The following is a 19,341-nucleotide window of genomic DNA, read 5'->3' on the forward strand; positions in this document are numbered from 1 at the left end:
GACTGAAAAGGAGAATTTCATGAACTCTGCCCACCAACGCCAACACGCCGACGCTGCCTGCTGCGGGAGTGGCTGTGCAACAGTGCCTGTGGCGCCCGAGCCAACAGCGTCTGATGCAACGACTATTGGGCCGCAACGCTTTCGCATAGAAAACATGGACTGTGCCTCAGAGGAGTCGGAAATCCGCCGGGCGCTGGAAGGCATGGCGGGGATTCGCAGCCTGCGATTCAACCTGGGGGATCGAGAGCTTGCCATTGCCGCCGATGACCACGCGCTGCCCGAGGCCCTAGAAGCGATCCGCAAAGCGGGTTTCAAGCCAGAACCCCTCGGCGCGAAGAATGTCCAGCGCTTCCGCATTGCGAATATGGACTGTGCCTCGGAGGAGTCGGAAATCCGCCGGGCGTTGGACGGCATGGCGGGAATTCGTAGCCTGCAATTCAATCTGGGCGAACGCGAGTTGGCCATTGCCGCCGATGATCCTGTCTTGCAGCAGGCGCTAGACGCAATCCGCAAGGCAGGCTTCAAGCCGGAACCTCTTGGCGACACAGGCTCGTCGGCTGCTGCGGTTGCCTCGCCAACGGGCTTCTGGACGACATGGGGCAAGTCGCTGGGCGCCCTGGGGTTGGCTGTGGCGGCCGAGGGCTTGGCATTCGCCTTTCCAGACAGCGTACCTGTCAAGGCGCTGGGAATGGCGCTGGCCGCGGCGGCCATCGCGCTGTCGGGTTTCTCGGTTTACGGCAAGGGGCTGGCTGCACTGCGGCAGGGCCGCTTGAACATCAATGCCCTGATGACCGTGGCCGTGACCGGCGCTTTCCTGATCGGCCAGTGGCCCGAAGCGGCGATGGTGATGGCCCTATATGCGATTGCGGAAGCCATCGAGGCCCGCGCCGTGGATCGGGCGCGCGGCGCCATCAAGAGCCTGCTGGCGCTCGCGCCGGAGCAAGCTGAAGTGCGTCAAGACGATGGCAATTGGGTGCGCATGGGAGTCAAGGAAGTCACTGTGGGCATGACCGTGCGTATTCGCCCTGGCGAGCGCGTTCCGCTGGATGGCATCGTGAGCCTAGGTCAGAGCGCTATTGACCAGTCCCCCGTGACCGGCGAAAGCTTGCCGGTGGACAAGAGCCCCGGCGATGAAGTCTTCGCCGGCACCATCAATCAGGCTGCGGCGTTGGAAATCCGTGTCACGGCCCCCGCGTCCGACAGCACGCTGGCGCGCATCATCCACGCCGTTGAGCAGGCCCAGTCTTCCCGTGCGCCCACGCAGCGTTTCGTGGATCGCTTTGCCGCCGTCTACACGCCTGCGGTGTTCGTCCTGGCCGTTGCCGTTGCGTTGTTGGCGCCCTGGCTCATGGGGCTGACCTGGATGCAGGCCGCCTACAAGGCCCTGGTGCTGCTGGTCATCGCCTGCCCTTGCGCCTTGGTGATTTCCACGCCCGTCACCGTCGTCAGCGGTTTGGCCGCTGGGGCGCGGCGAGGCATCCTGATCAAAGGTGGTGTGTACCTGGAAGAGGCGCGCAAGATCAAGGCCGTGGCGCTGGACAAGACCGGCACCATCACCGAAGGCAAGCCCAAGCTGGTGGCCTTCGAGCCCGTGGACACAGGACTCGGCCAACAAGCCCTGGAGGGGCTGGCCAAGAGCCTCGCAGCGCGGTCGGATCATCCAGTGTCCAAGGCCATCGCAGATGGCGTGTCGTCCGCCACGCAAGAAGTGGATGAGTTTCAGGCTGTTGCCGGGCGCGGCGTGCAGGGGGTGATCGACGGCCATACCTATGTGCTGGCTAACCACCGCTGGATTGAAGAGCGCGGGCAGTGTTCGGCTGACCTCGAAGCCCGCCTTGCAGTGCATGAGCAAGCTGGCCGCACCGTCACGTTGTTGGCCAGCAGCGAACGGGTCATGGCCATCTGTGCAGTAGCCGACACCATCAAATCCTCATCCGCGCAGGCCGTGGCCGACCTGAAGGCATTGGGCGTGACGCCGGTGATGTTGACGGGCGATAACCTGGCGACGGCGCAAACCGTCGGCACCCAGGCGGGCATCGCCGAGGTGCGTGGCAACCTGCTGCCCGAGGACAAGTTGCAGGCCATCGGCGAGCTTCAGCAGCGCATGGGCGTCACGGCGATGACCGGCGACGGCATCAACGACGCCCCCGCGCTGGCGAAGGCTGACATCGGCTTCGCTATGGGCGGCGCGGGCACCCACACCGCGATGGAGGCCGCCGACGTGGTGGTCATGAACGACGACCTACGCCGCCTGCCCGAAACGATCCGGCTGTCCAGGCGCACCCACGCCGTGCTATGGCAGAACATCGCGCTCGCGCTGGGCATCAAGCTAGTGTTCCTGCTGCTGGCGATCTTCGACGATGCCTCCATGTGGATGGCCGTGTTCGCCGACATGGGGGCGAGCTTGCTGGTGGTCTTCAACGGGCTGAGGCTGCTCAGGCAGCAGGCGGGTCAGTAAAACCGAATATGGAGTGTTGAAAATGGGAATCCTGGATCGAATTTTTGGTGGGCATGGCGGCGGCCACGGCGGGGGGCATGGCGGCTCCCACGGGCATGGCAGTAGCCATGGCCACGGTGGCCCCAGCAGTCACGACTGGGGGCGCAATCCGGCGCCTTCGGCCAGCGGCATCACTTGCCCGCAATGCAAAGCGATCAATCCGAACGGCGCTCGCTTTTGCGGCCAGTGCGGGACATCGCTGGTGCCAGCGTCGTGCACGAAGTGCAGTAGCGTCATTCCGATCGGCGCGAAATTCTGTGCTCAGTGCGGCAACGCGGTAACTTAAGTCATGGTGATCTCGGCCTGGATCTACACCTTGATCCCGGCAGCGGCCGCCATCATCGGAGCTGCGGTCGCGGTGAACGTGCGGCCGGGGCCAACACTGGTCAGCGCGATTCAGCATTTCGCCGCTGGCGTCGTGTTCGCGGCGGCGGCCGGCGAAATCTTGCCCGACATCATGCACCGGGCCTCGCCTTGGGCGACGATGATCGGCGGCGGAATCGGCGTCGCCACCATGCTGCTGGTGAAGCATCTGGAAGCGTTGGCGAAGGGGCCGGCCGGTCTCCTGACCGTGATCGGCATCGACATCCTGATTGATGGCTTGGTGCTTGGTATCGGGTTTGCGGCTGGCCCAAAGGTCGGCTTGCTTCTGACCATCGCCCTGACCATCGAGGTTCTGTTCCTGGGATTGACAGTGGCCACGGAACTCGGCGAGAGCGTTCGCTCCCGTGCCAGGGTCGTCTGGATCACGGCCGCGCTCGTGCTCTTGCTGCCGATCGGGGCCTTGCTTGGAGCGCCGGTGGCGCTGTTGCCCAACCCTCTTCTGACTGGCTTCTTCGCGTTTGGTCTGATTGCGTTGCTCTACCTCGTGACCGAAGAACTGCTGATCGAAGCACACGAAACGCCAGATCGCCCCTGGGTGACGGCGATGTTCTTTGTCGGCTTTCTGGCGCTTCTCCTGCTGGAAGAAGTAATTGGCGAGTGGAGCCAGTCTGTTGGTGGTGCCCGATCCGTTGACTATTGCGCGCGCGGGGTGGGCACCATGAGCCCGATAGACGTGATGCCGTTGCTCGAATCGACCATCGTCCGCCCTCCGTGCATGCGGGCGATGGCAGCCACGATGGCCAAGCCCAGTCCATGATTGCGGGCGGCATCCGACCGCGCCGCATCTGCCCGGTAGAAGCGGTTGAACAGATTGGGCAAATGCTCGGCTGAAATCGTCTGCCCCTCGTTCACCACCCGCAGGGCGATCTCGCCGTCCAGCCGGTCGATTTGCACGACAACGGTGCTGTGCGGATGCGCGTGTCGGGTTGCGTTGCCGATCAGGTTGGATAGCGCGCGCTGCAACAGGCGCACATCGGCCAAGCCGGTGGCATCGCCGTCGATACGAACCTTCAGCCCGGCCTCTTCAATGGCCGCCTCGTGCAATTCCACCACCGCGCGCGCAACGCCGGCCAGACTGGCGACATGCTCGCGGCGGGCCTCAGCCCCACGGTCGGCTTGCGACAGAAAGAGCATGTCCTGCACGATCATCGACATGCGCTGGAGATCTTCGAGGTGCGAGCCCAACACATCTCGCAACGTGTCGGCATCGCGTGCTTTGCGCAAAGCAACTTCAGTGCCCCCCATCAACGTCGCCAACGGCGTGAACAGTTCATGCGCAACATCAGCATTGAAGGCTTCCAGTTGCCCGTACCCTGCGCTGTGGCGCCCCCTCGTGTCGCCTCAGTCGTCAAAGCGGCCACAACTCGCCGAATATCGAAGCGGCTCTGATTTGATGCAGGATGAACCTGAGAGGAGGCACGCTACGCGCACGGGGCTCTGAGAAAACCCAAGCAGCGAGGAGTGGCAAAGTAAAGCATGTAGCTGCTACACTGTTACGCCTATGCGCAAATGGCTGGCCATCGTCTTGCTGGTGTTCTTGCCGCTTCAATTCAGTTGGGCGGCAGTGGCCAGTTATTGCCAGCATGAAACCGGAGCTGCGGCCAAGCACTTCGGCCACCATGCGCATCAGCACAAGGCGGCCGACGGCCAGGATGCCAGCCCTGATCCGGCCAAGACCCTGGGTGGCGATCCTGATTGCGCGTCCTGTCATGCCGGGTGCTTCTCGGTCTTGTCAGGGGATGTCAAGCTGGCGTCGCCGGTCAGCCCGTCCCTGGATACGGGGTATCCCCCGGAGCACCTTGCTGCGCCTCCACCTGAACGTTTAGAGCGCCCTCAGTGGCGTGTCCTCGCCTGATCGGCGGGGAGCGCGTTCCTTTCCCTTCGTCCTCACCCCTGCCGTCGCGCATGGCGCGCTACGGTATCCAGCCGGCTTCGCGCGGCTGATGTGATGACGTTGCTGGCGATCATCTGGATCGCCCCCCCGCCGATTCCCTTGTGTATTTCAAATCACTGGAGAATCGGATGCTGAAGGATATTCACAATTACAACGCGAGGGCGGTTGCGGCAGGCTTGCTCCTTGCGCTCATGACGGGGACGGCTTTCGCTCAGTTATTGCCGACGGCACCAGCTCTTGGGCAGAGCGCCAACGGCGTAGAGCAGATTGAAGCAGCAACGCCCCTGACTCTGCAAAAGGCCGTCGCGCTGGCTTTGGAGGCGAATCTTGACCTAACTGTCGCCCAACGGGAAATCGAGGCGGTGGAGGGCCAGGTAATTCAGGGACGAGTACGTCCTAATCCCGAGCTGGCGTACTCGCTCGAAGACCAACGCACGCCAACCCGCACGCAAAGCGTCCAGATCAATCTGCCCATCGAGCTGGGGGGCAAGCGCGCTGCCCGCATTGCCGCGGCAGAGCGAGGGCGTGACGTCGCAGTTGAAGAACTGAACACGCGGCGCGTTGAAATTCGCGCCGCTGTGGTTGCCGCCTTCTTTGAGGCGCTGGCCGCCCAGGATCGCACGGCCTTGGCCCAGGACAGCGTTGACCTGGCCAGGCAAGCGACGGATGCCGTTGCCAAGCGCGTGACGGCGGGCAAGGTGTCCCCGGTCGAAGAAACCAAGGCTCGGGTGGCCGAGGCCGGCGTGCGGGTTGAACTGGCACAGGCGCAGAGCGAACAACGCAGTGCCCGCGCGCGGCTGGCCAGTTTGCTCGGGGCCAACCCGCCGCGTTTCACCCAGGTAGCGGGCAGCGTGGACGATCTTCCCAACGTCCCTTCGCTGGATGACATCCAGCAGCGCTTGTCGGCCTCATCGGCATTGCGCCGGGCGCAGTTGGAGATCGAACGCCGTCGGTCGCTGGCCGACGTGGAGCGCAGCAAGCAGACGCCCGATGTCACGGTCAGCCTGGGCGTGAAGCGTCCGAACGAGTTAGCGCGCAATCAGTTAATGCTCGGCATTTCCGTGCCGCTGCCTTTGTTCGACCGCAATCAGGGCAATCTGTTGGAAGCGTTGAAGCGTGAAGACAAGGCGAGGGATGAACTCCAGGCGTTGAATCTGCGCCTCAACACAGAGCTGTTGCAAGCCCGCGAGCGGCTGGCGTCGGTTCGCGGCGAGATCGACATATTGCAGCGAGAGGTGCTGCCAGGGGCCAAGAGCGCCTATGACGCGGCCACCGTGGGCTTTGGTTACGGCAAGTTCAACTACCTGGAAGTGCTGGACGCGCAACGCACCTACTTTGCCGCCAAGTCCCAGTACCTCAAGGCGCTCGCCGATGCGCACCGCGCGGCGGCGGACATGGATCGCGTGATCGGCGCATCCGAATCCACGACCACCCTGCCTGCAAACAAGGAATGAACATGAAACCCGAAACGAACAAACTGAACGTCGGCAAGAAGCAGTGGTTTGCCATCGCCGTGATCGCCGCAGTGGGCATAGGACTGGGCAGCGCCATTCTCGGCGGCAAGACGGATAAGAGCGCCGAGGGCGAGGGTCACGGCAGCCACGTTGAAGCCAAGGCCCACAGTGATGGTGAGCATCATGGCAAGACGGGCGCAGACTCCCACGAGGACGACAAAGGCCATGCGGACGGCGAGCACCACGAGGGGTCAAGCAAGGGGCCGCATGGCGGCAAGCTGTTCAAAGAAGGGGATTTCGGATTGGAAGCCTTACTCGCTGAGGACGGCGGCGAACCACGCCTGCGAATCTGGCTCTACGAAAAGGAAAAGGCGCTAGCCAGCAGCGCCGCCAAGGTCAGCGCTACCGTTACACGCCTGACTGGGGAGAAGCAGGCGCTCAACTTCACGCCCGACAAGGACAGCCTGTTGAGTCGAGAGATTGTCCCGGAACCTCATGCGTTCGAGATCAGCATCGTGGCTCAGACGGCCAACGCGCCTTTCACGTTCAGCTTCAGCCAGGAGGAAGGAAAAGTCGAACTCAGCGATGCGCAAATCAAGGCTGCATCCATCGGCATTGACACCGCAGGGGCTGCAAGCATCAAGTCTGCCCTGCAATTGCCGGGTGAGATTAGGCTGAATGAAGACCGCACCTCGCACGTTGTTCCGCGCATTGCGGGTGTTGTCGAAAGTGTGCAGGCCAGTTTGGGGCAAACGGTCAAGAAGGGACAGGTGCTCGCCGTTATCGCCAGCCCTGCCGCATCCGAGCAGCGCAGCGAGTTGCAGACGGCGCAAAAGCGGCGGGCATTGGCCCAGACAACTTTTGAACGCGAGAAGCGGCTGTGGGAACAGAAGATTTCCGCCGAGCAGGACTACCTGCAAGCCGGCCAGGCGCTGAACGAGGCGCAGGTCGCCGTGGCCAACGCGCAGCAGAAGCTGTCGGCCGTGGGCTTGGCCCCAGGTTCCTCGGGCGGGCTGAACCGCTTCGAGCTGCGTGCGCCCTTCGATGGCGTGGTGATTGAAAAGCACCTCAGCCTGGGCGAGGCCGTCAAGGAAGACGCCGCCGTGTTCACGGTGTCCGACCTGGGCCAGGTCTGGGCAGAGATCAACGTGCCCGCCAAGGATTTGCCGCTGGTCAGAGTGGGTGAAAAGGTCAGCATCAAAGCCACGGCATTCGATGCCAGCGCGCAAGGGACCATCACTTTCGTGGGTGCGCTGATCGGCGAACAAACCCGCATGGCCAAGGCTCGTGTGGTCTTGGCCAATCCCCAGGGCGCGTGGCGTCCCGGCCTGTTCGTCAATGTGGAAGTGATCGCGTCCGAAACCGCCGTGCCAGTCAGCGTGGCTAGCGACGCTATTCAGAGCGTGAGGGACAAGCCGGTCGTTTTCGTCAAGGTGAAGGACGGCTTTGTGGCCCAGCCTGTGCAGTTGGGTCGCAGCGATGGCAAGCGGGTCGAGGTACTGCAAGGTCTTCAAGCAGGGGCGGCATATGCGGCCGCAGGCAGTTTCGTCGTGAAGTCTGAACTCGGCAAAGCCTCTGCCGAGCACACCCATTGATGCCGGAGCTATGCCCATGTTTGAAAAACTTATTCGCGCGGCCATCGAGCACCGATGGCTAGTGTTGTTAGCCGCCATTGGCATGGCCGCCGTCGGCGTGTTCAGCTACCAGAAGTTGCCCATCGACGCCGTACCCGACATCACCAACGTCCAAGTGCAGATCAATACCCAGGCGCCGGGCTATTCACCGTTGGAGACCGAGCAACGGGTGACTTATCCCATTGAAACCGTGATGGCGGGCCTGCCCAACCTGGAGCAAACCCGCTCTCTTTCGCGCTACGGCCTCTCGCAAGTGACCGTGATCTTCAAGGACGGCACCGACATTTACTTTGCGCGCCAGTTGGTCAACGAGCGCATCCAGGAAGCACGGGATAAATTGCCGGTCGGCATCACGCCTGCGCTGGGGCCGATCTCCACCGGCCTGGGGGAGATTTACCTGTGGACGGTCGAGGCGAAGGACGGTGCGAAGAAACCCGACGGGATGCCCTACACGGCAACAGACCTGCGCGAGATTCAGGATTGGATCATCAAGCCGCAGTTGCGCAACGTGCCCGGTGTGACTGAAATCAACTCGATTGGCGGTTATGCCAAGGAGTATCAGATCGCACCTATACCCGCTCGCCTGGCTTCGCTCGGCGTTACCCTGCAAGACATCGTGACGGCACTGGATCGCAATAACGGCAACGTGGGTGCGGGCTATATCGAGAAGCGCGGCGAACAGTACCTGATCCGTGCGCCCGGACAAGTCAAGACCCTGGAAGACATTGGCAACGTTATCCTCAGCAGTGCGGGCGGCGTGCCGATACGGGTGCGTGACGTGGCGGACGTGGGGCTGGGGCGTGAACTGCGCACCGGCGCGGCCACGGATAACGGTCGCGAGGTGGTGCTGGGCACTGTGTTCATGCTCATCGGTCAGAACAGCCGTACGGTTTCGCAGGCCGTGGACAAGAAGATGGTGGAGATCAACCGCAGCTTGCCCGAGGGCGTGCATGCGGTGACGGTCTACGACCGCACCGTGCTGGTGGACAAGGCTATCGCCACGGTGAAGAAGAATCTGCTGGAAGGCGCGATCCTGGTGATCGTGATCCTGTTTCTGTTCCTGGGCAACATCCGCGCGGCCATCATCACGGCGACGGTGATTCCTTTGTCGATGCTGTTCACCTTCACTGGCATGGTGCATTACAAGGTGAGCGCCAACCTGATGAGCCTCGGGGCGCTGGACTTCGGCATCATCATCGACGGAGCGGTGGTGATCGTCGAGAACTGCGTGCGACGCCTGGCCCATGCACAGGCGCACTACGGCAGGCCGTTGACGCGGGCGGAACGCTTTCACGAGGTGTTCCTGGCATCGAAGGAATCACGCCGCGCGCTGCTGTTCGGGCAACTCATCATCATGGTGGTCTACCTGCCCATCTTCGCCCTGACGGGGGTGGAAGGGAAGATGTTCCACCCGATGGCGTTCACGGTGGTGGCTGCACTCGTGGGGGCCATGATCCTGTCGGTGACTTTCATCCCGGCAGCGGTCGCCCTGTTCATCGGCCATCGGGTCAGCGAGACGGAAAACTTCCTGGTCGTGCAGGCCAAGCGCTGGTATGGCCCGCTGCTGGATCGCGTGATGGCGGCCAAAGCAGTGATGCTGGCGGCAGCCGCCGTGGCAGTGGTGCTGTGCGGCCTGATCGCCACCCGAATGGGCAGCGAGTTCGTGCCCAGCCTGAACGAAGGCGATTTCGCCATCCAGGCGCTGCGCATTCCGGGCACCAGCCTTTCGCAATCGGTTGCGATGCAGCAGCAACTGGAAGCCACGCTGAAGGCCAAGTTCCCCGAGATCGACCGCGTTTTCGCGCGCACCGGCACGGCGGAAATCGCGTCCGACCCCATGCCGCCGAACATTTCCGACGGCTACATCATGCTCAAGCCGGTGTCCGAGTGGCCGGAGCCGCGCAAGTCGCGCGACGAATTGCTGGCGGCCATTCAGGAGGTCGTGGGCAAGGTGCCGGGCAACAACTACGAGTTCTCGCAGCCTATCCAATTGCGCTTCAACGAACTCATTTCAGGGGTCCGTAGCGATGTGGCGGTGAAGATTTTTGGCGACGACATGGATGTCCTGAATAAGACGGGTGAAGAGATCTCGTCCATGTTGCAGAAGATTCCCGGCGCGTCCGAGGTCAAGGTGGAGCAAACCACCGGTTTGCCCATGCTGACCGTGAATATCGACCGCCAAAAAGCCTCGCGCTATGGGCTGAACGTGGCCGACATCCAAGATGCCGTGGCCACCGCCATCGGCGGGCGTGAGGCTGGCACACTGTTCGAGGGCGACCGCCGCTTCGACATCCTGGTTCGCCTGCCAGAGTCCTTGCGCAACGACGTGGAAAGCATGAAGCGCCTGCCGATTCCGCTGCCGCGCGGAACGGGTGGCACCGGCAGTGCCGAAGGACGGACGAACTTCATCCAATTGGCCGAGGTGGCGAGCTTCGAGCTGGCACCCGGCCCCAACCAGGTCAGCCGCGAAAACGGCAAGCGCCGCATCGTGGTGAGCGCCAACGTGCGTGGCCGTGACGTGGGCTCGTTCGTGGCCGACGCCGAGGCGGCGCTGGCACAGGTCAAGATTCCCACGGGCTACTGGACGAGTTGGGGCGGCACTTTCGAGAATCTGCAATCAGCCACGCAGCGTTTGCAGATCGTCGTGCCGGTGTCGCTGCTGCTGGTCTTCCTGCTGTTGTTCGCCATGTTCGGCAACGTCAAGGACGGCTTGCTGGTCTTTACTGGCATTCCGTTCGCGCTGACCGGCGGCATCTTGGCGCTGTGGCTGCGCGACATTCCTCTGTCGATTTCCGCTGCCGTGGGCTTCATCGCGCTGTCAGGTGTGGCCGTGCTCAATGGCCTAGTGATGATTTCCTACATCCGCAGCTTGCGCGAGGACGGAACGCCGCTGGATGAAGCCATCCGCGAGGGCGCGCTGACACGCTTGCGGCCGGTGCTGATGACGGCCCTAGTGGCGTCGCTGGGTTTCATCCCGATGGCGATTGCCACGGGAACAGGCGCGGAAGTGCAACGCCCGCTGGCTACCGTAGTGATCGGAGGCATCTTGTCTTCCACCGTGCTGACGCTGCTGGTGCTACCGATTCTGTATCGGCTGGCCCATCGCCCGGACGAGCAAGAAGAGGATGTCACGGCAGAGCCCGCACATGAGGGCGTAACCGCTTGAAAGGAACAACGATGAACGCCGTTACGGCACCACGACAGACTCCTTCGAGCTTTACAGGGACATCGACTCATGGAATTTCGTCACCTTCGGTACTTTCTGGCCGTTGCCGAGGAGCTGCACTTCGCCCGCGCTGCGGAGCGGCTGCATATCGAACAGTCACCACTGTCGCGCGCCATCAGGGAATTGGAAGAAGAGTTGGGCGCACAACTGTTCGTGCGTACCAGCCGCAGCACGCGCCTGACGCTTGCGGGCAAGCTGCTGATGGAGAACGCGCCTCGCGTGCTGTTGGCGCTGGACCAGGCGCGTGAGAGCGTGAAGGCAGCGGCCAATGGCTTTCACGGCCGGTTGCGCGTGGCGCTGTCCGACGGCATCACCCCCTCGCGCTTGCCGGCGCTGCTGGCGCGCTGCCGCGAGGAAGACCCGGAGATCGAGATCCGCCTGTTCGAGGTGCCGCTGGCCCAGCAGCTCAGCGGCCTGCGTGACGATCTATACGACGTGGGCTTCTCGATGGCCGACGAGGTGGGCGACGGCATCATCATCGAACCCGCCTGGGAGGATGAGCTGATGGTCGCCATGCCCGCGCGCCATGAACTACTGGCCCACAAGCGGGTACCGCTGGATGAAGTGCTGCAACATCCCCTGGTGCTGGGCGACCCGGCAGTTTGCGAAGGCCATGCCAAGCAGATCGACCGCATCCTGCGCAAGCAGGACCGGGAGCCCTTGATCGAACAGTACGTCGCCACGTTCGACGTGATGATGACTTTCGTGTCGGCCGGCTTGGCGCTAGGGCTCGCAGGCGCCGCGCACATCGCTTCCAGCCGCGAGCCGGGCGTGGTGGGCCGACCGCTCGCGGGAAAGTCGCCCATGCTCACTACCTATCTGCTGCGCCGCGACGCCGAGCCGTCGCAGGCGCTAGCCCGCTTTATCGAGCGGGTCGAAGCCCTGGGACCGGGAGACGCTTAGCCATTGGCCCCGTTTCACTTCGGAGGATTCAAGCCATGAACCTATCCAAGATCATCGCTATGTCGTCGCTAGCAGTTCTGCTGGTCGCCTGCGGCAAGTCTGAGCCGTCCAAGCCCGCTGCCGTGCCCAGCGTGGAGGAACTGGCTGCTGACCCCGTGCGTTTGCGAGAACTGCGCCAGCAGTGCAAGACGGATCGTCCGACGATGGGCGACGTGCTGTGCAACCGAGTGGCCGAGGCGACGAACCGACGTTTCCTGGGCGACGGCAAGGTGCCTTATACGCCACCGAAGGAACCGCCGAAGTTCTGATGGTCGGCTTGCCGCAACGCACCTGCGCGTGCCTGCGCCTTTTTGCGCGCTGCGCAGCAGCGCGCTCATTGTGGCGGTCTTTCGCCCCAGTTCTTCCCTGCCGGAAACCATGTTTTTTGCGGCATCAACCTGCCGATAACGGTCTTTGACCGGCACGCCCAGCGGCACTGATCCTCACGAGGGCGGCACATGCCTGTGCTGCGATCGGAGGCTGGATGATGCAGGGAACGAACGTGCTGTTCGGTCAGATTGCCGTGGTGTTCGGCATCGTGATCGCTGGGGTGTGGAGCGCCACGCAATGGACAGCGGCGGCCCTGGGCTACCAACTACGCCTGGGCTCGCCGTGGTTCGATTTCCTGGACACACCGGTCTATCACCCGTGGCGGTTGTTCGAGTGGTGGTTCTTCTTCGATGCCTACGCGCCGCGCGTGTTCGATACCGGCGGCGCCATCGCGGGCGGCAGTGGCCTACTGGCGGTTGTGGTCGCCATCGGCATGTCGATCTGGCGCTCGCGCCAGTCGCGCCTGGTCACGACCTATGGCTCGGCCCGCTGGGCCAATGTGGAGGACATTCACAAGGCGGGCCTTGACCACCCTGCGGGCGTGTTCCTCGGCCTGCATCGCCAACAGTACCTGCGGCATGAAGGCCCGGAACACGTCCTGACCTTCGCGCCTACGCGCTCGGGCAAGGGCGTGGGCCTCGTGGTGCCGACGCTGCTTTCCTGGCCTGCATCCGCCGTCATCCACGACATCAAAGGCGAGAACTGGCAGATCACCGCCGGTTGGCGCTCGCGCTTCTCGCATTGCCTGCTGTTCAACCCCACCGATGCGAAGTCAGCGGCCTACAACCCGCTGCTGGAGGTACGACACGGCGCGCATGAGGTGCGCGACGTGCAGAACATCGCGGACATTCTGGTTGATCCCGAAGGTGCGCTGGAGAAGCGCAATCACTGGGAAAAGACTTCGCACGCGCTGCTGGTCGGGGCCATCCTGCATGTGCTCTACGCGGGCGAAGACAAGACGCTGCGCGGCGTCGCCAACTTCCTCTCCGACCCGGCCAGCCCCTTCGAGTTGACGCTGCACCGGATGATGACCACGCCGCACCTCGGCGATGGGCCTCATCCGGTGGTGGCCTCGGCTGCGCGCGAAGTGCTCAACAAATCGGACAACGAGCGTTCCGGCGTGTTGAGCACCGCCATGTCGTTCCTCGGCCTGTACCGCGATCCCACGGTGGCCCAAGTCACGTCGCGGTGCGATTGGCGCATCGCCGACCTGATCGCGGCCGAGCATCCGGTATCGCTGTATCGTAAGCGTCCGTTCTGTACCGTCTTCCCCTGCTGACTGAGGTCGCCCAAAGTGGTGCCCACCAAAGAAGTGGTGGGGACCAAAGTGGCTACGAACGGCAGAGTCCGGGTGACCCGTAAGGGATGTCCGAATCATCCGGTTGATTTCAAGCGGCGGCTCGCGGGCCTGGCGTGTGAGCCGGGCATCTCGGTGGCCAAACTCGCGCTGGAGCACGGCGTCAATGCCAATCTGCTGTTCAAATGGCGTCGCCACTACCGGGCTGGCAAGTTTGGCACGCCGCTGCACGAACACGCTGTGACCGAACTGCCCCTGCTGTTGCCGGTACTCACCACCGCCCCGGCGCTACCGCAGGAGGCAACATCCGGCGCCAGCGGCCTGACGACGGAGATCGAGATCGTCCTGAACGGCGCCACGGTGCGCGTGCGCGGCGCGGTCCGCCGTAGCACGCTGGCGATGGTGCTCGACTGTCTGGCCGCGCGGGCATGATCGGACTGCCGGCCGGCACCCGGATCTGGCTGGTGGCCGGCGTCACCGACATGCGCCGCGGCATGGACGGCTTGGCCGCGCTGGTGCAAGGCGCGCTGGGTGAGAATCCGTTCTCGGGGCACGTGTTCATCTTCCGAGGCCAGCGTGGCCACCTGGTGAAGCTCTTGTGGTGGAGCGGCGACGGGGTGTGCCTGTTCGCCAAGCGGCTCGAACACGGCCGCTTCGTGTGGCCGCAGGCCACCGAAGGCGCAGTCCATCTCACCGCGGCGCAATTGTCGATGCTGCTCGAAGGCATCGACTGGCGTCGCCCCCGGCGAAGCTGGCAACCCGAATGCGCGGCATAGGAGGGGCGCCAAGAGGGCTGTTCACACGGGGCGGACTCGCGTAGACTCGCGTCATGAACTCGACCTCGCCCCTGCCCGATGATGCCACGCTGCTCAAGGCGATGGTCGCGGCGCAGCAGGCCGAGATCGAGCGCCTGAACTTCATCATCGCGAAGCTGCGCCGGGCGCAGTTCGGCCGCCGCTCGGAGCAGCTCGACGAGACCATCGGCCAGCTGGAACTCTCGCTCGAAGAGCTCGAGGCGGTGCGCGCCGAGCGCGCCGTCGCCGTTTCCCCGATTACCCCCGACACCGAATCCGAACGCGCCGCGCGCGAGCCGCTGCCGGCGCGCCTGCCGCGCGAGCAGCTCGAGCATGCGCCGCAGGCGACCTGCTGCCCGGACTGCGGCGGCGTGTTGAAGCGGCTCGGCGAGGACGTGAGCGAAATGCTCGAGTACGTGCCTGACTACTTCCGGGTGGTTCGCCACGTTCGACCCAAGCTTGCCTGCGCTCACTGCGACGCGATCGTCCAGGCGCCGGCACCGAGCCGCCCGATTGCCCGCGGCCGGGCCGGGGCGGGACTGCTCGCCCATGTCCTCACCGCCAAGTACTGCGACCACCTGCCGCTCTACCGCCAGAGCGACATCTACGCCCGGGCGGGCGTCACGCTCGAACGCTCGACGCTCGCCGACTGGGTTGGCCAGTGCAGCGCGCTGCTACGCCCGCTGGTCGAAGCGCTCAACCGTTACGTGCTCGCGGCCGCCAAGGTCCACGCCGACGACACCCCGGTGCCGGTGCTCGCCCCCGGCGAGGGCAAGACCCGCAACGGGCGGCTATGGACCTACGTGCGCGACGATCGCCCGGCCGGTGATCGAGCGGCACCCGCCGTGTGGTTCGCCTACTCGCCGAACCGGCGGGGCGAACATCCCCAGGCGCACCTGAAAGCGTTCCGCGGCATCCTGCAAGCCGACGCCTTCGCAGGCTACGGGCCGCTGTATGCCCACGGAGACATCGCCGAGGCCGCGTGCTGGGCGCATGCCCGTCGCAAGTTCTACGAGCTCGCCAAGGCGCATGCCTCGCCGATCGCCACCGAGGCGCTCACGCGCATCGGCGCGCTCTACGAGGTCGAGGCCGCCATCCGCGGCCAGCCGCCCGACGTGCGACGCGAGGTGCGCCAGGCGCGCACCGCACCGCTACTCGCGTCACTCAAGGAGTGGCTCGAGGAGACGCTGACCAAGATCTCGAAGCGCTCGGCGCTCGCCGAGGCGATCCGCTATGCGCTCACGCGCTGGCCGGCGCTTACCCGCTACGCCGACGACGGGCGCATCGAGATCGACAACAATGCCGCCGAACGGGCCTTGCGTACCGTGGCGATCGGCCGCAAGAACTACCTCTTTGCCGGCTCGGACGCCGGGGGCAAGCGCGCGGCTACGATCTACAGCCTGATCGGCACGGCCAAGCTCAACGACCTGGATCCGGAGGCCTACCTGCGCCACGTGCTCGCGCGCATCGCCGAGCACCCGGTCAACCGCATCGAGGAATTGCTGCCATGGAACGTCGAACTCGCCCCGGTCGAAGCAAACCGGGAAGCCGCATAGCACCGGTCCCGGCGGACGATCCGCTGGCCGGCCTCCCCAACGTCACCACACTGATCGAGACCGAAGGGCAAATCACCCTCGGGCAGTTGTACCCCGTCGGCTGCGTCGCCATCGCCAACGACGACCACAACTGCCTGGCCATGCTCCAGCGCCGCGACGGCGAAACCCTCTACGAACTCCTGACCCGGCTCGATGCCGCCATCGTCCGCGCATTGCGCGACGGCGAGGTCACCGACGAGATCAACGCATCGGACTGAGCGCTGCGCAAGACGGTTGGCACCGGACGCTTACGCTGTATCTGGTGGTGCCGCCTTCGGACATATCGCGGACGAAGCCGCTCATTCGCCTGATCCTCAACCAGATCGGGCGGCGCCTCACCGAGTCGCTCGATGGCTCCGATGGCATCGAGCGCCGCCACAAGCTGCTGCTGATGCTCGATGAGTTCCCTGCGCTGGGGCGCCTGGACTTCTTCGAGACGGCGCTGGCCTTCATGGCGGGCTATGGCATCCGCAGCTTCCTCATCGCGCAGTCGCTCAACCAGATCGACAAGGCGTATGGGCAAAACCACTCCATCCTCGACAACTGCCATGTGCGCGTGACGTTCGCCACGAACGACGAGCGCACCGCCAAACGGATCTCCGAGACGCTGGGCACCGCCACCGAGCTGCGCGCGCAGCGCAACTACGCGGGCCACCGGCTCGCGCCGTGGCTGGGCCACCTCATGGTGTCGCGCCAGGAAACCGCGCGTCCGCTGCTGACGCCGGGCGAAGTCATGCAGCTTCCGCCTGATGAGGCCGTGGTAATGGTGTCCAGCGTGGCGCCCATCAAGGCGAAGAAGCTGCGCTACTACGCGGACGCCAATTTCAAGCGCCGCGTGCTGCCGCCGCCCACGCTGGCGGACGGGCAGTACGCCGACGCGCCGCCGGCCCGCGCCGATGACTGGAGCGGGCTGGCAATTCCTGCGGTGCCGGCACCTCTCGTCGCGGAGACCGTTGGCGACCTTGGCAGCGCCGATGACGGCGGCCCGCGTCGCCAGCCCGAACTCTCCGAAATCGCCGCCTACGACCCCGAGCTGGCCGCGCCTGCGGCCGACCTTGGGTTGCTCGATGACGACGACCTGCCGCTTCCCCTTCCTCGCCAGCTCGACCCTGCCCTGCAACGCACGGCCCGGCTGGCATCCCTCGACCCTGATGACGGAATCGACCTATGACCCAACACCGCCTCAACGTGTTCATCCAGCCGGAGCACGCCAAGCGGCTCGATGAGCTGGCCGCCAAGAAGGGCGTGTCCAAGTCGTCCATCGTCGCGGCGGCGCTCGCATCGTGGCTGTCGCCCGATGCCGCCGACCAGCGCGAGGCGGCCATTGCCAAGCGGCTTGATCGCCTGTCGCGGCAGGCCGAACGCATGGAGCGCGACCAGAACATCCAGATCGAGACGCTGGCACTGTTCATCCGCTACTTCCTCACGGTGAGCACGCCCGTGCCCGAAGCGCATCAGGACGCAGCGCGCGCCCAGGGCAAGGCGCGCTTCGAGCAGTTCGTCGAACAACTCGGGCGGCATTTGCTGCGCGGTCGCAGTCTGGTGCGAGACGTGGTGGAAGAACTGCATCCAGACCCGGCACGCATGGACGACGCGCAGGAGCGCGCGTCATGAGCGCCGTTCCTTCCTTCACCGCCGTTTCACTGGATCGCCGCATCCAGATGCTGCGCACGGCGATGGGGCCACTGATCGCCGCCGCGCTGGAAGACCCCGACGTAGTGGAAGTCATGCTGAACCCGGATCGCACCTTGTGGATCGACCGGCTTTCGTCGGGCCGCGCGCCGATGGGTGTGGAGCTGTCCGAGGCCGACGGCGAACGAATCATCCGGCTGGTCGCGGCCCACGTCGGCGCCGAGGTGCATCGCGGCCAGCCGCTCCTGACGGCGGAGCTGCCCGAGACGGGCGAGCGCTTCGAGGGCATCCTGCCGCCCGCTGCGCCGGGGCCGGCCTTCGCTTTGCGCAAGCGCGCCTTTGGCGTGATCCCGCTGTCGCGCTACATCGAGGACGAAATGATGACCGCCGCGCAGGCGGGCTTGCTGGTGCGCGCCGTGCGCGAGCGCCAGAACATCCTGATTGCCGGTGGCACCAGCACGGGCAAGACCACGCTCGCCAATGCCTTGCTCGCCGAGATCGCCGCCACTGGCGACCGCGTGCTGGTGCTTGAAGACACGGTGGAGCTGCAATGCGCGGCCTGCGACCACGTACCGCTGCGCACGCGCGCAGGCGTGGTGTCGATGACCGAGCTGGTGCGCTCGTCCATGCGCCTGCGCCCGGATCGCGTCGTCGTCGGCGAGGTACGCGGCGCCGAAGCGCTGGATCTCATCAAGGTGTGGGGTACAGGCCATCCGGGCGGCATTGCCACGATCCATGCCGGCTCCGCGCTGGGCGCGCTGCTGCGTTTGGAGCAACTGATCCTCGAAGTGGCGGTGAACCCGCCCCGTGCGCTGATCGCGGAAGCGGTCAATGTGGTCATCCACATCGCTGGGCGCGGGCGCAAGCGCCGCATCGAGAGCATCGTCCGCGTCATCGGCTTCGATGGCGTGGGCTACCACCTGGCGGATGCGCTGGAGGCTCCATTCCCGGAGCTGCTGTCGCAGTCCGACCTTTCCTCCCCGTCCCCTGACCACTCTGGAGAACTTCCATGACGCACGCTGATGCTTTCCGTATTTCCGCAAATCCGCTTCCTCGGCCCGCACGGCTGGATGGCCTGGCTCGCCCGGCCATGCAGGGCTTGATGCTCGCTGCCTTCATGCTGCTGCTCGCAGGTACTGCGCAGGCCGCCGGTTCCTCGATGCCCTGGGAAGGGCCGCTGCAATCCATCCTCGAATCCATCCAGGGGCCGGTGGCGCGCATCGTCGCGGTCATCATCATCATCGCTACGGGCTTGGCGCTGGCCTTCGGTGATACCTCGGGCGGGTTCCGCAAGCTGATCCAGATCGTGTTTGGCCTGTCCATCGCGTTCGCCGCTTCGAGCTTCTTCCTGTCGTTCTTCAGCTTCTCCGGTGGGGCCGTCGTATGAACGGCCCACACGATGGAATACCCGGCTTCGAGGTGCCGCTGCATCGGTCGTTGACCGAGCCGATCCTGATGGGCGGTGCGCCGCGCACCGTGGCCATCACTAACGGCACCTTGGCCGCTGCTGTCGGGCTGGGCTTACAGATGTGGATTCCAGGCGTGGTGCTCTGGATCGTCGGCCATTCGCTGGCGGTCTGGGGTGCGCGTGTCGATCCGCAGTTCATGGCCGTGTTCGCGCGCCATATCAAGCACCGGCCGCTGCTGGACGTGTGAGGGGAA

At 64.6% G+C, this 19,341-nt stretch carries 17 protein-coding genes and 2 pseudogenes; 18 read left to right on the top strand and 1 reads right to left on the bottom strand.

What is annotated here, in order from left to right:
• Positions 1-19 precede the first annotated feature (19 nt).
• The gene (locus tag CJ010_RS23705; RefSeq protein ID WP_027477924.1) at positions 20-2,458 is read left to right on the top strand and encodes a heavy metal translocating P-type ATPase; all 2,439 of its coding nucleotides are present in this window, start codon (positions 20-22) and stop codon (positions 2,456-2,458) included.
• A gap of 22 nt (positions 2,459-2,480) precedes the next feature.
• A complete protein-coding gene (locus CJ010_RS25775) occupies positions 2,481-2,783 on the top strand; it encodes a zinc ribbon domain-containing protein (protein WP_082136747.1) in 303 nt (100 codons plus the stop codon).
• 731 nt (positions 2,784-3,514) lie between these two features.
• Here CJ010_RS25775 and CJ010_RS23720 read toward each other — a convergent pair.
• Complete coding sequence (locus CJ010_RS23720) at positions 3,515-4,126, bottom strand: ATP-binding protein (RefSeq protein ID WP_240794453.1); 612 nt, start codon at positions 4,124-4,126, stop codon at positions 3,515-3,517.
• A 256-nt stretch (positions 4,127-4,382) separates the two neighbouring features.
• On the opposite strand from CJ010_RS23720, the gene CJ010_RS23725 reads away from it, so the two are divergent.
• The 16 genes and pseudogenes from CJ010_RS23725 (at position 4,383) to CJ010_RS23800 (ending at position 19,335) form a co-directional block, all read left to right on the top strand.
• Positions 4,383-4,736, top strand: coding sequence for a hypothetical protein (locus CJ010_RS23725; RefSeq protein ID WP_083840419.1), 354 nt, complete (start codon positions 4,383-4,385; stop codon positions 4,734-4,736).
• Positions 4,737-4,903: 167 nt separating this feature from the next.
• Complete coding sequence (locus CJ010_RS23730) at positions 4,904-6,229, top strand: TolC family protein (RefSeq protein ID WP_024537625.1); 1,326 nt, start codon at positions 4,904-4,906, stop codon at positions 6,227-6,229.
• A gap of 2 nt (positions 6,230-6,231) precedes the next feature.
• Positions 6,232-7,824, top strand: coding sequence for an efflux RND transporter periplasmic adaptor subunit (locus tag CJ010_RS23735; RefSeq protein WP_024537624.1), 1,593 nt, complete (start codon positions 6,232-6,234; stop codon positions 7,822-7,824).
• 16 nt (positions 7,825-7,840) lie between these two features.
• Positions 7,841-11,029, top strand: a complete 3,189-nt coding sequence (locus CJ010_RS23740) for a CusA/CzcA family heavy metal efflux RND transporter (protein WP_059401155.1) — start codon at positions 7,841-7,843, stop codon at positions 11,027-11,029.
• Positions 11,030-11,098: 69 nt separating this feature from the next.
• Positions 11,099-11,992, top strand: coding sequence for a LysR substrate-binding domain-containing protein (locus CJ010_RS23745; RefSeq protein WP_009523286.1), 894 nt, complete (start codon positions 11,099-11,101; stop codon positions 11,990-11,992).
• Between the two features lie 35 nt (positions 11,993-12,027).
• Complete coding sequence (locus CJ010_RS23750) at positions 12,028-12,300, top strand: EexN family lipoprotein (RefSeq protein ID WP_009523287.1); 273 nt, start codon at positions 12,028-12,030, stop codon at positions 12,298-12,300.
• A 218-nt stretch (positions 12,301-12,518) separates the two neighbouring features.
• A pseudogene (traG, locus tag CJ010_RS23755) lies at positions 12,519-13,604 on the top strand (IncP-type conjugal transfer protein TraG); the annotation flags it as partial.
• 108 nt (positions 13,605-13,712) lie between these two features.
• Complete coding sequence (locus CJ010_RS23760) at positions 13,713-14,090, top strand: transposase (protein ID WP_205754796.1); 378 nt, start codon at positions 13,713-13,715, stop codon at positions 14,088-14,090.
• Complete coding sequence (gene tnpB / locus CJ010_RS23765) at positions 14,087-14,434, top strand: IS66 family insertion sequence element accessory protein TnpB (protein ID WP_141018893.1); 348 nt, start codon at positions 14,087-14,089, stop codon at positions 14,432-14,434. Before CJ010_RS23760 ends, tnpB begins: the two co-directional genes overlap by 4 nt.
• Before the next feature lie 53 nt (positions 14,435-14,487).
• On the top strand, positions 14,488-16,008 hold the full coding sequence (locus tag CJ010_RS23770) for an IS66 family transposase (RefSeq protein ID WP_141018894.1): 1,521 nt from the start codon (positions 14,488-14,490) through the stop codon (positions 16,006-16,008).
• The gene (locus CJ010_RS23775; RefSeq protein WP_141018895.1) at positions 15,960-16,265 is read left to right on the top strand and encodes a hypothetical protein; all 306 of its coding nucleotides are present in this window, start codon (positions 15,960-15,962) and stop codon (positions 16,263-16,265) included. The genes CJ010_RS23770 and CJ010_RS23775 overlap by 49 nt, the downstream gene beginning before the upstream one ends.
• Before the next feature lie 29 nt (positions 16,266-16,294).
• Positions 16,295-17,218: pseudogene (locus CJ010_RS23780) on the top strand (type IV secretory system conjugative DNA transfer family protein); the annotation flags it as partial.
• Positions 17,215-17,661: a ribbon-helix-helix protein, CopG family gene (locus tag CJ010_RS23785; RefSeq protein WP_009523289.1), complete on the top strand. Its 447-nt coding sequence runs from the start codon at positions 17,215-17,217 to the stop codon at positions 17,659-17,661. The pseudogene CJ010_RS23780 and the gene CJ010_RS23785, both read left to right, overlap by 4 nt.
• Positions 17,658-18,692 carry a P-type conjugative transfer ATPase TrbB gene (gene trbB / locus CJ010_RS23790; protein WP_024537621.1) on the top strand — a complete coding sequence of 345 codons (1,035 nt, stop codon included), beginning with the start codon at positions 17,658-17,660 and terminating at the stop codon, positions 18,690-18,692. The genes CJ010_RS23785 and trbB overlap by 4 nt, the downstream gene beginning before the upstream one ends.
• The gene (locus tag CJ010_RS23795; protein WP_009523291.1) at positions 18,689-19,066 is read left to right on the top strand and encodes a TrbC/VirB2 family protein; all 378 of its coding nucleotides are present in this window, start codon (positions 18,689-18,691) and stop codon (positions 19,064-19,066) included. Before trbB ends, CJ010_RS23795 begins: the two co-directional genes overlap by 4 nt.
• On the top strand, positions 19,063-19,335 hold the full coding sequence (locus CJ010_RS23800; protein ID WP_009523292.1) for a VirB3 family type IV secretion system protein: 273 nt from the start codon (positions 19,063-19,065) through the stop codon (positions 19,333-19,335). The genes CJ010_RS23795 and CJ010_RS23800 overlap by 4 nt, the downstream gene beginning before the upstream one ends.
• Positions 19,336-19,341 lie beyond the last annotated feature (6 nt).

The sequence above is a fragment of the Azoarcus sp. DD4 genome, assembly GCF_006496635.1.
Classification (GTDB): domain Bacteria; phylum Pseudomonadota; class Gammaproteobacteria; order Burkholderiales; family Rhodocyclaceae; genus Azoarcus.